This window comes from Sinomonas soli, from assembly GCF_054782415.1.
Genome location: NZ_BAAGSN010000002.1, coordinates 117,712 through 128,713, shown reverse-complemented (window position 1 = coordinate 128,713; position 11,002 = coordinate 117,712). Strand labels below are relative to the sequence as shown.

Annotated in this window: 11 protein-coding genes; 2 read left to right on the top strand and 9 right to left on the bottom strand. The window is 71.9% G+C overall.

Annotation, left to right across the window (positions count from 1 at the left end):
- Positions 1-402: 402 nt before the first annotated feature.
- From rpsN to ACYVKZ_RS01125, 5 genes are all read right to left on the bottom strand, one after another.
- Positions 403-708, bottom strand: coding sequence for a 30S ribosomal protein S14 (rpsN, locus tag ACYVKZ_RS01145; RefSeq protein ID WP_066500625.1), 306 nt, complete (start codon positions 706-708; stop codon positions 403-405).
- Between the two features lie 2 nt (positions 709-710).
- Positions 711-881 (bottom strand): 50S ribosomal protein L33, encoded by a 171-nt coding sequence (rpmG, locus tag ACYVKZ_RS01140; RefSeq protein ID WP_043122011.1) that lies wholly within the window; start codon positions 879-881, stop codon positions 711-713.
- Positions 881-1,117: a 50S ribosomal protein L28 gene (gene rpmB / locus ACYVKZ_RS01135; RefSeq protein ID WP_066500630.1), complete on the bottom strand. Its 237-nt coding sequence runs from the start codon at positions 1,115-1,117 to the stop codon at positions 881-883. The genes rpmG and rpmB overlap by 1 nt, the downstream gene beginning before the upstream one ends.
- 231 nt (positions 1,118-1,348) lie before the next feature.
- Entirely contained in the window at positions 1,349-1,804 is a 456-nt protein-coding gene (locus ACYVKZ_RS01130; protein ID WP_460990196.1) for an SRPBCC family protein, read from the bottom strand.
- Complete coding sequence (locus tag ACYVKZ_RS01125) at positions 1,801-2,136, bottom strand: ArsR/SmtB family transcription factor (RefSeq protein ID WP_307006390.1); 336 nt, start codon at positions 2,134-2,136, stop codon at positions 1,801-1,803. The genes ACYVKZ_RS01130 and ACYVKZ_RS01125 overlap by 4 nt, the downstream gene beginning before the upstream one ends.
- A gap of 178 nt (positions 2,137-2,314) precedes the next feature.
- Here ACYVKZ_RS01125 and ACYVKZ_RS01120 point away from each other — a divergent pair, with 178 nt between their 5' ends.
- Positions 2,315-2,959, top strand: a complete 645-nt coding sequence (locus ACYVKZ_RS01120) for an NADPH-dependent F420 reductase (RefSeq protein ID WP_460990195.1) — start codon at positions 2,315-2,317, stop codon at positions 2,957-2,959.
- Between the two features lie 73 nt (positions 2,960-3,032).
- On the opposite strand, the gene ACYVKZ_RS01115 is transcribed toward ACYVKZ_RS01120, so the two are convergent.
- Together ACYVKZ_RS01115 and ACYVKZ_RS01110 are read right to left on the bottom strand one after the other, a co-directional pair.
- Positions 3,033-3,494, bottom strand: a complete 462-nt coding sequence (locus ACYVKZ_RS01115) for an SRPBCC family protein (RefSeq protein WP_460990194.1) — start codon at positions 3,492-3,494, stop codon at positions 3,033-3,035.
- A 140-nt stretch (positions 3,495-3,634) separates the two neighbouring features.
- Positions 3,635-4,483 (bottom strand): esterase/lipase family protein, encoded by an 849-nt coding sequence (locus ACYVKZ_RS01110; RefSeq protein WP_460990193.1) that lies wholly within the window; start codon positions 4,481-4,483, stop codon positions 3,635-3,637.
- Positions 4,484-4,785: 302 nt separating this feature from the next.
- Between ACYVKZ_RS01110 and ACYVKZ_RS01105 the strand changes: the two genes are divergently transcribed.
- Positions 4,786-6,798: an acyl-CoA dehydrogenase family protein gene (locus ACYVKZ_RS01105; protein WP_460990192.1), complete on the top strand. Its 2,013-nt coding sequence runs from the start codon at positions 4,786-4,788 to the stop codon at positions 6,796-6,798.
- Between the two features lie 42 nt (positions 6,799-6,840).
- Here ACYVKZ_RS01105 and ACYVKZ_RS01100 read toward each other — a convergent pair whose 3' ends face one another.
- Both ACYVKZ_RS01100 and ACYVKZ_RS01095 read right to left on the bottom strand, forming a co-directional pair.
- Positions 6,841-9,303, bottom strand: a complete 2,463-nt coding sequence (locus tag ACYVKZ_RS01100; protein WP_460990191.1) for a glycoside hydrolase family 31 protein — start codon at positions 9,301-9,303, stop codon at positions 6,841-6,843.
- A gap of 115 nt (positions 9,304-9,418) precedes the next feature.
- Positions 9,419-10,990, bottom strand: coding sequence for a Na+/H+ antiporter (locus tag ACYVKZ_RS01095; RefSeq protein ID WP_460990190.1), 1,572 nt, complete (start codon positions 10,988-10,990; stop codon positions 9,419-9,421).
- Between the last annotated feature and the right edge of the window lie 12 nt (positions 10,991-11,002).

Genomic DNA, 11,002 nt, shown 5'->3' with positions numbered 1-11,002 from the left:
GCACCCGGTAACAACCAGACCAACCAACCGGCCAGGCCCTCCCGGAGCAACTTCTCTAACCTACCAGAGCGTCTTTCCCGGTGCAAATCCGCTTGTTGCGGATTCACTTCGTGGAAAGCCCTCCGAACCGTGTTTCCGGCCGCGACTGATCGCTTCCGTTTCCGGTTTCTTCTGGTGGGGTTTGGCCGTCTGTGTCCTCCGCGTTTCCGCGGCAACCCCTGACGACTCCGAAGACATTACCGGCGGCGCCCGCACCGGGCAAATCGGCTGCATCCCGGGCGTGTCGCCGGCGCCGGCCCTCTGGTCGTAAGCCGACCGAACCCGAGAACGCCGAAGGGCGGCACCCCTGTGGGGGGTGCCGCCCTTCGGACGGGTCAGGCCTTCGCCAAGATGGCGGAGTTCCTACCAGGACGACTTGGTGACGCCAGGAAGCTCGCCCTTGTGGGCCATCTCGCGGAAACGGACGCGCGAGATGCCGAACTTCTGGAACGTGCCGCGGGGGCGGCCGTCGATCTGGTCGCGGTTGCGCAGGCGCACCGGCGAGGCGTTGCGCGGGAGCTTCTGGAGACCGAGGCGGGCGGCCTCGCGGGCCTCGTCCGTCGCGTTCTCGTCGACGAGGGTCTTCTTCAGCTCGGCGCGCTTCGCGGCGTAGTGCTCAACGATGGCCTTGCGCTGCTCGTTGCGGGCAATCTTGGACTTCTTGGCCATGTTTAGCGCTCCTCTCGGAAGTCGACGTGCTTGCGGACGACCGGGTCGTACTTCTTCATGACCAGACGGTCGGGGTCGTTGCGGCGGTTCTTGCGGGTCACGTAGGTGTACCCGGTGCCCGCCGTGGACTTGAGCTTGATGATGGGACGAGCGTCCTTGTCCTTCTTGGCCATCAGAGCTTCACACCCTTCGCAAGCAGCTCGGAGACGACCGCGTCAATGCCGCGGACGTCGATGGTCTTGATGCCACGGGCCGACACCGTCAGGGTGACGTTGCGGCGCAGGGACGGGACCCAGTAGCGCTTCTTCTGGATGTTGGGGTCGAACCGACGCTTGGTGCGGCGGTGCGAGTGGGAAATGCTGTGACCGAACGAGGGCGATGCCCCGGTCACCTGGCAATGCGCTGCCATGTTCGCTCCTCCAAGGTGTAGTCAAACAGTTGCAGTAAAAATGGCGTTCCGCATGAGCGTCCCGCCACCTCGATGCACCGTTCGCCTGCAGCTTTCCGGAGGGTGAACCAGGCGGGGTGAGAGCCAGCCGAAGTTCCCTCGCCGCGGTTTGACGGTGACTTCAGTGCCGATAGTGGAAACCACTGCATACGACAGCGTTAAATACTAGGCGCCGCGCGCGGGTGCCGCAAATCAGGCCGCTGCGCCGAGCACCTCCTTGAGCCGGCCGAGGATGCGGCCGGCCCAGCCGCCGCCCATGATCGTACGCGCCATCTGGTCCCCCGGGTGGTCCGGGCGGTAGCCGGCCTGGACGATCGTGAGGCGCGTGCCGCCGTCGTGCGCCCCGAGGCGGAAGGTGACGGTCGTGTCCATGTCGTTCCCCTCCCCCTCGTCCGCCCAGGAGATGACGAGCAGCTCCGGCTCGCGGAGCTCGAGGACCTCGCACGCGATGACCCCGGAGAAGCGCGCGGCCGGGATCGGCTCGGTGCGGAAGTGGAAGCGGTGGCCCACCGCGGGGGCGAAGTCGTTGGGCATGAGCCACTGGGCGAGCAGGTCCGGCGTGGTGAGGGCGTCCCACACAGCGGCGGGCTGCTGCGGCAGGAAGTCCTCGACGCGGACCAGGGTGCGGTCAGCGGTGGCGTCCGTCATGGTTCCTCTTTCTCCAGGAGTGCGGCGAGCCGCGGGATGCGGCCGCGCCAGAAGTCCTCGTAGGGCTCCAGCCAGGCCCGCAGCAGGGCGAGGGGCTCCGGCGTGAGCGAGTAGTAGCGGTTCCGGCCCGCCTGGCGCTCGGCGACGAGGCCGACGCCGCGCAGCACCCTGAGGTGCTCGGCGACGCTCGGGCGGGCCATCTCGTACCGGTCCGCGAGCGCCTGCGCCGTCTGCGCCCCCTCGAGCAGTGCGGCCAGGAGGTCTCTCCGCACCGGGTGCGCGAGGGCCGCGAACACGTGGTCGGTGGGGGTCTCCCGGCTCTGGCGAGGCACCGTCCTACCATATGTAGGAAAATTCCTACATGTCAACGCAACGGCGCGGGCGTTGACCGCATGGAATAGATCGGCCTACTCTTTAGTTGTAGCTTCAAGTAAGGGCCCGGAAGGGCCAGCGTGACGACGAAAGCCCCCCATGAGCTTCCTATCCCGCCTCTTTGGAAAGAAGACCAGTATGAGTGACATCACCATCATCGGAACCGGCAGCATGGCCCGCGGCATCGCCTCCCGCGCGGTCGCGGCGGGCAAGAGCGTCCAGCTCCTCGCCCACGAGGACAAGGCCAAGGCTGAGGCCCTCGCCTCCGAGCTCGGCGGCACCGTCACCACGGGCGTGCTCGGCGACGAGGTCACGGGCGCCATCGTGATCCCCGCCGTGTACTTCGACGCCTCGAAGGCGATCGCGGCCCAGTACGGCGACGCCCTGACCGGCAAGGTCTACGTGGACATCACCAACCCGGTCGACTTCTCGACCTTCGACGGCCTCGCGGTCGCGGCGGGCACCTCGGCCGCCGAGGAGATCCAGAAGCTGACTCCGGCCAAGGTCGTCAAGGCCTTCAACACGACCTTCGGCGGGACGCTCGTCTCGGGCGCCGTGTCCGGCCAGGAGCTGGACGTGCTCATCGCAGGGGACGACGAGGCCGCCGTCGGAGCCGTCGCCGACTTCGTCTCCGCGGCGAGCCTCAACGCCGTCGTGGTCGGCCCGCTCCGCCGCGCCCAGCAGCTGGAGCAGACCGGCTTCCTGAACATCCTGCTCTCGGCCAACGAGTCGCTCCCCGAGTACCAGTGGAACTCGGCGCTGAAGTTCCTCCCGGCCGTCTGATCCGGCCCCGCACGTGACGCAGGGGACCACGCCCACCGGGCGTGGTCCCCTGCGGTGCTCTGGAACGGCGGCCCTAGGCGCCCTCGACGAGCTCGGCCAGCCGGTCGATCGAGGCCCGGAGCTTCTCCGCCGTGGTGGCACGGGCACGGGGAAGGCGCTGCGGGTCCTCGAGCCGGGTCCAGTCGTAGGTATGCCGCACCAGCGTGCGTCCCTCCCCCTGCGGCTCGAGCTCCCAGCGCCACAGCTGGCCGATCGGCGCCTTGCCCTCCTCGGCCGGCATCCATGCGATGCGGCGGCCCTCCTCGAACTCCACGACGTGGTTCTCGCGAACCGCCCCCTTGGTCAGGGTCATCCGGAAGACATCGCCCACGCCCGTGACACGCTGTCCGGCGGCGGCCTCGCCGAGGTTGTCGTTGCCGTCCCAGCGGGGCTGGGCGGCCGGATCGGCGATGAGGTCGAAGATGGCGGCGCTGGGGGCCGCGATGGCGCGCTCGGCGCTCACCACGCGGGACTCTGCGGAGGAGGATTCAGTCATGGCGCCAGTCAACCAGTCCGCACCGCCCCGCGGAAGGCGGGGCGGACGACGCCGGCCCCGCACCCGCCGCTCGCGAGGAGCCGTAGGCGCGGGGCCGGCGTCGTGCGCAGCCGCGGAACGGGGCTGGTCACAGACCCGGACTAGGCGCAGACCGGCCGGTAGGACGGGTCCGCGGGGCCGGCCTGCAGGAGCGCGTTGGAGACGAGGGCCCAGACGTTCGGGTCGTTGGGCGACTGGTCGTGCTCGATCGTGTCCAGCGGGCAGTAGTCCTGGAGCACGAGGTTGGTGACCTGCTTGGACGGACCCGCCAGCGCCTGGGACGTGTACGGGGTGACCACCTCGTCATAGCGCGTGGAGATGACGGTGTACGCCGGTCCCGCCACGGTGTCGCCGATGGAGTTGAGCTGGGCCATGAAGGCCGACCCGGCGTACTGGTCGGCGCAGGCCTGGCACGCCGTGCTCGTGGCGGTCGTGTCGAGGACCATGCCGGCCGGAGACGGGGCGATGAGGCCCTGCGTCCCGTGGTTGGACGGGGCGATGCCGATGAGCTGGTGCACGTACTTGGCCCCGCCGAGGAAACCCAGGTAGTAGCGCGGCATCATGCCGCCCTGGCTGTGCCCCACGAGGTCCACCTGCTTCGCGCCGGTCGCGCCGAGCACGGACTGGACGAACTGCCCGAGCTCGGCCGCGGAGTCCGCAACCGGCCCGCTCGCGGGCACGCCGTTGACCACGCCGTAGTTGAGGGAGAAGACGCAGTAGCCCTGGTCCTTGAGGACCGGCGAGAGCAGGGCCCAGTTCTTGTACATCGTCTCGAACGTGCCGGGGACGAGGACCACGGGGTAGGGGTGCACGGCAGAGGGCTTGCACGTGAAGTCGTTCGCCCCGGGCGGGTCGGGCGAGACCGAGTCGGCCTGGGCGGCCGGCGCCGCGACGAGGCCGAGGGCCAGCAGGGCGGCGGAGAGCAGGGCGGTGAGGTGGATTCGGCGCATCGGCGGCCTCCAGTGTCTCGGGCCGCGGGCTTCCTTGCCCGCGGGCTGCAAGTTACCCTCCGGTAGCTCCCACCCGGGCCGCAAGGGTGATCCACGTCATATGCACGGATGTGCAGAGGGCGCCGAGAGCCCGGTCCCAGTTCGCGCAGCTGGCCGCCGGTCTCCTGCACATCCTCGCGCCCCGGGCCGCGCACCACGGGACCTTCGGCCCCCTTACCCGCCAGTAGGAGTGCGGCGTACGATGAATCCACAGCTGAAGGGCCTCCGGCCCGCGGCGGCCCCCGGACGCTAGGGGAACCGCCATGAGCACGGACATCGACCCCGCCAGTGCTGAAGCAGCCAATGCCGAAGCGGCCAGCATCACCACGGCCAGCGCCGTCGAGGGGAAGGCCCCCGGCTGGGAGGAATCCCGCGCCGTCGCCGAGGCGAGCCGGCAGACCGACTGGGAGCGGCCGAGCTTCGCCAAGGCCCTCTATCTGGGCGACTTCCAGTGGGACCTCATGCACCCCGTCCCCGAGCCCACGCCGGAGGACGCGGAGCGCGGCGAGGCGTTCCTCGCCAGGCTCCGCAGCGTGCTGGCGACCATGGACGGAGCCCGCATCGAGGCCGAGGACCGCATCCCCGACGAGTACCTCCGCTCCCTCGCGGACATCGGCGCCTTCGGGATGAAGATCCCCGCCGAGTACGGCGGGCTCGGCCTCTCCCTCGCCTACTACGGGCGCGCGCTCATGCTCGTGGGCTCCCTCCACCCCTCGATCGGCGCGCTCCTCTCCGCGCACCAGTCCATCGGCGTGCCCGAGCCGGTGAAGATGTTCGGCTCGGCGGAGCAGAAGCGGCAGTTCCTCCCGCGCTGCGCGGCCGGCGCGGTGACCGCCTTCCTCCTCACGGAACCGGACGTCGGCTCGGACCCAGCCCGGCTCACCACGACCGCGCGGCTCTCCGACGACGGCCTCAGCTATGTGCTGGACGGGTCCAAGCTGTGGACGACCAACGGGGTGATCGCCGAACTCGTGGTCATCATGGCCGCAGTCCTGCCCCACGGAGCGGCCGGGGACGTCCCTGCGGGCAAGGGCGGCATCACCGCGTTCGTGGTCGAGATGGACACCCCCGGGATCACGGTCGAGAACCGCAACTCCTTCATGGGACTCAGGGGCCTGGAGAACGGCGTGACCCGCTTCGACGGGGTCCGCGTGGCCGCCGCCAACCGCGTGGGCCGCGAGGGGCAGGGCCTCAAGATCGCGCTCACCACCCTCAACACCGGCCGGCTCTCGATCCCGGCCATGTGCGCCGCGGGGGCGAAGTGGTCCCTGAAGATCGCCCGCGGCTGGTCGGCGGCCCGGGTGCAGTGGGGCCGCCCGATCGGCGAGCACGAGGCCGTCGCCACGAAGATCGCCTTCATGGCCACCACCGCGTTCGCGCTCGAGGCCGTCTTCGAGGTCTCCGCCGCGCTCGCGGACGCGGGCATGAAGGACGTGCGCATCGAGGCGGCGCTCGCCAAGCTCTGGTCCTCCGAGATGGCCTACACGGTCGCCGACGAACTCGTGCAGATCCGTGGCGGCCGCGGCTACGAGACGGCCGAGTCCCTGCGGGCCCGGGGCGAGCGGGCCGTGCCGGCCGAGCAGCTCCTGCGCGACCTCCGCATCAACCGCATCTTCGAAGGCTCCACCGAGATCATGCACCTCCTGATCGCCCGCGAGGCCGTGGACGCCCACCTCGCCGCCGCCGGCGACCTCGCCCGCGCCGACGCGACCTTGTCGGAGAAGGTCCGTGCCGCGAGGGACGCCTCGGGCTTCTACGCCAAGTGGCTCCCCCGGCTCCTCGCCGGCGAGGGCAACGACCCGCGGGCCTACCGCGGATTCGGCACGCTCGCCAGGCACCTCCGCTACGTCGAGCGGGCCTCCCGCCGCCTGGCCCGGCACACGTTCGCCGGCATGGGCCGCTGGCAGGCCGCCCTCGAGCACCGGCAGGCGTTCCTCGGCCGGATCGTGGACATCGGCGCAGAGCTCTTCGCCATGGCCGCGGTCTGCGCCTGGTCCGAGCACCTGCGGGCCACGGGGGCGGACGGGGCGGAGAGCGCCCGGGACCTTGCCGAGGCGTTCTGCGAGCAGGCGCGGCGGCGCGTCGAGGCGCTCTTCGCGGCGCTGTGGGACAACACGGACGACGCCGACCGGCGCCTCGCGCGCCGCGTGCTGGACGGGGAGTTCACCTGGGTCGAGGACGGTGTGCTCGACCCCTCCGAGGGCACCGGGCCGTGGATCGCGCCGCGCTCCGAGGGCCCGGGCACGCGGCCTGACCTGCACCGCGACGTGCGGTGAGCCGGGCGCGGCAGGCGCGCGGCCGGCGTCGTGCGCAGGGCCTCACCCCGCATCGGCGAGGATGAGCTCCACGAGGGCGCCGAAGAGGCCGTCGTCGAGTCCGAGGCCCGCGAGCGCGGCCACGAACGCGGCGGGACGGGCGCCCGAGGCGGCCCGGGCGTAGACCTCGCCCTTGACGGCGAACTCCGCGTGCACGTCGGTCAGGAGACGCTCGACGGCGGGGACGGTCCGGTTGGGCGCGAGGCTGAAGCCTCCGGCGGCCGTGACGGTGAGGGCCTCGGCAGCGTCGATTCCCTCGGCCGTCACGCGCAGGGTCGCGGCCTGCTCGTCGTACTCGGCCACGGCGTCCAGCTCCCGGCCGCCCGCCGCAACGCGGACGGTGCCGGGGCGGGCGATCCCCTCGATGGCGAGCTCCCAGGCCCGTGTCCGCGGCACGCCGTCGGCGGTGCCCCGCGCCGGCCCGACCCGCAGGCTGCCTGCCTCCCAGTCGAACGCGATGGGGGTCCGCACCTGGTGCTCGCGCAGCCCGGCGGCGCCGGTGCCGTCGTCTTCGATGAGATCGAACGCGCCGGAGGCGCCCCCGAAGACGCGCACGCCGACCCGCTCCGGGCAGGCGGTCCCGTTTGCCACCGCTCCGGTGGCGAGCGGCAGGATCGCCCCGGCCCGGGCCAGGACCGGGATCGACTCGAGGGTGCGGAACATCCGCACCCACCGGGCGCCCCGGTAGCGGGTTCCCGTGAAGACGTCGAACCAGTCCCCCGGCGGGAGCCAGGCCGTGACGCTTGCGCGGTTGAGCGCCCGGTCCCGGGGCGTGACGATCGGCGCGACCATGAGCTCGGATCCGAAGAGGAACTGGTTGGGGGCCTCGTACGCCTCGGCAGCCTCGGGGTGCTCGTAGTAGAGCGGCTCCACGAGGGGCCGTCCCTCGGCGGCGGCGCGGTGGTTCATCGTGTGGAGGTAGGGCACGAGCCGGTGCCGCAGGCGCAGGAATTCCTCCATCGCCGCCTCCGCGTCCGGTCGGAACCGCCAGGGCTCCTTCCCGGTGAACGGCATCGACGAGCTGTGCAGGCGGGTGATCGGCGAGAAGACACCGAGCTGGACCCATCGGGCGGCGAGGTCGTCGTCCTTGTAGCCGCCCATGTGGCCGCCGATGTCGTGGCTCCACCAGCCGTAGCCGACGTTCGAGGCGGTCGCCGTGAAGTAGGGCTGGAACGCGAGGGACTCCCACGTGACGATCGTGTCCCCGGAGAACCCGATCGGGTACCGGTGGCTGCCGGGGCCGGCGTAGCGGGAGAAGGTCAGCGGCAGGCGGCCCCCGCGCGCCGAGTCGAGGAAGTGCACGTGGTTCAGCACCCACAGCGGGTCGAGTCCGCGCAGGCGCGAGTACGGTCCTGACTGCCAGTCGAGCCACCAGAAGTCCACTCCCGCCTCCTCGAGCGGGTGGTGGACCTCGCGCAGGTAGGCGCCGAGGAACTGCGGGTCTGCCGGGTCGAATGCGATCGACTCCCCGGCGGCGGGGTCGAGGCCGAGGGCCAGTGCGGTGCGCTCGTACGCCTCCTCGTGGGCCGCGATCCCGTCCGCGGGGTGGACGTTGAGGGTCAGCGCGAGGCCCCCGCCGTGGAGCCACCGGGCGAAGCCCTCCGGGTCGGGGAACAGCTCCCGGTTCCAGGTGTAGCCGGTCCAGCCCGAGCCGTGCGCCGGATCGATCTCGGTGAGGTGCCAGTCCATGTCCAGGACGGCGACGGAGAGGGGGACCTCCTCCGCTGCAAAGCGCTCGACCACGCCCCGGTACTCCTGCTCGGAGTACCGGTGGTAGCGGCTCCACCAGTTCCCGAGCGCGAAGCGGGGCACGAGCGGGGTGGGGCCGGAGATGCGGTAGAAGTCGCGCAGGCAGGCGCGGTAGTCGCGCCCGTAGCCGAAGAAGTACAGGTCCGCGCGCCCGGCGGCGCTGCCGCCGTGGCCTGCTGCGGCGCCGGCACCCGGCCGGGCGCGGGGAGCGAGCCAGCCGTCGTCGTCGAAGACGAGCGTGCTGCTGTCGTCGAGGACCGAGAAGCCGTAGCGGGACATCAGGCCGGGCTCGAGCTCGCACGCGCCGTCCACTCCGTCGAGGGTGCGCGCGGTGCCGCCGAGGTTCCGCTCGCCTTCCTCGCCGTAGTGCCAGACGCTGTGGTAGTTGCTCACCCCGCCCAGGACCTTGACCGAGAGCCCGTGCGGGGCGAAAGGGCCCTTGTCGTAGACGAGGTGGAGGTGCGCCGTGAGGATCTCGAGCCGGCTGTCCGCGTCGAGGACCGTGAACTCCGGCGGCTCCAGGTCCCGGTGCAGGACCGCCTGCGAGGCGCGGTCCTCGAACTCCCCGTCCGGGGAGTACTCGAGGCGCAGCAGGCGCGAGGTCAGCACGGTGATCCGGTAGCGGGGGCCGCGCACGACGGCGGCGGGCCGGGCGCGCGGCGAGGTCACCGGGCGGAGGTGGTCGGGCAGGCGGACGGTCCCCGTGGTCTCGGTCACGTCATGGAGCCTACCCGTGGAGGGCAGGGCCGAACCGGGTCCTGGCCTGGACCGCGGCGTGCGGCGGGCCGGGCGCGGGAGGCGCCCGGCCGGCGTCGTGCGCGGGGAGCGCCGGTCAGCGGTCGAGGGTGACGGTGCGCAGGTCGAGGCGCCGCAGCACACGGTCGACCAGCTCGGGGTCGTTGCCGGGCTCGTTGCGCGCCGCGAGCATCTCCCGCCGGGCCGCGTCCAGGGCGTCGCGCTGGGCGCGCTCCATCGCGGCGAGCACGGCCTGGATCCGGCGCATCTTCTCGGGATCCTCTGCGTAGTCGGCCTGGAGGATCGTGTGGAGCGAGGACATGCGCCGGGCCAGGGCCCGCCGGCGCCCCTCCGGGAGCTTCTGCGCCGCCGGCGAGGTGCGCAGGGCCTCGAGCGCCACCCGCTCGGCGCGGCGCGCGAGGGCCCGCTGCGCGCGCTGCTCGGCGGCGCGGTCGTCGGGAAGGTGCAGCACGCGCATGAGCCAGGGCAGGGTCAGGCCGGGCAGCACGAGCGTGACCACGAGCACCGAGGCCGCCGCCGCGACGGCGAAGTTGCGCCCCGGCGTCGGGGAGCCGTCCGCGAGCGTGGTCGGCAGAGCCAGCGCGAGCGCGAGGGTGGCCAGGCCGCGCATGCCGCACCAGGTCAGGACCACCACCTCCCTGAGCGAGCCGGGCGTCTTCTCCCGCCGCTCGGCTCCGCCGATCCAGTACATCGCGTACATCCACACGAAGCGCACGACGATGACGGTCGCGCAGATCCCCACGATCCCGGGGACGAAGGTCAGCAGGTTCGCCCCCTCGGCCTCGATGACCGAGCGCATCTCGATGCCCACGAGCCCGAACGCCACCCCTGTGGTCAGCAGCTCGAGGACGTCCCAGAAGGCCGAGCGGGTGAGCCGCTCCCCCGAATCCTGGGGCCGCGCCCGCCGTCCGAGCTCGACCGCGGTCACGACCACCGCGACGACCCCCGAGCAGTGGACCAGCTCCGCCAGCAGGTATACGGCGTACGGCGCCACGAGCGAGGCGGCGCTGCGGGCCACGAGGTCGGGGACGAAGCGGGTGAGGGTCCCGACGACCCAGGCCACCGCGAACCCGAGCAGCGCCGCACCGGCGGCCCCCACGAGGAACTGCGGGACCACGCTCCAGCCCACGCGGCCGTGGCTGACGGTCGCGGACACCGCGGCCTGGAAGATCACGATGGCCATCGCGTCGTTGAACAGGCCCTCGGTCTGGAGCACCGTCAGAAGCCGGCGCTGCATGCTGACCTTGCCCGCGATCGCCTCGACGGCCACGGGGTCCGGCGGGGCGACGATCGCCCCGAGCGCCAGCGCGAGCGGCAGCCCGACCGCAGGAACCAGCCACCACGTCACCGCCGCGACCGCCGCCACCGTCGCCGCGACCAGCAGCACCGCCAGGAGCACGAGGGAGCGCCAGCGCAGCCTGAACACGGACCAGGAGGACCGCTGCGCCGCCGCGAACAGCAGCGGCGGCAGGAAGAGCGGCAGGATCAGCTCGGGGTCGATGTGGACGTTCGGGACGAACGGCAGGGACGCGGCGAGCGCCGAGAACACGAGCATGAGGATCGGATAGGGCAGGCGGATCCGCTCCCCGATCCCCACGATGAGGACCGTCCCGAACAGCAGGCCGACCACCAGCAGCAGAAATTCCATGGGCCCCCTTCG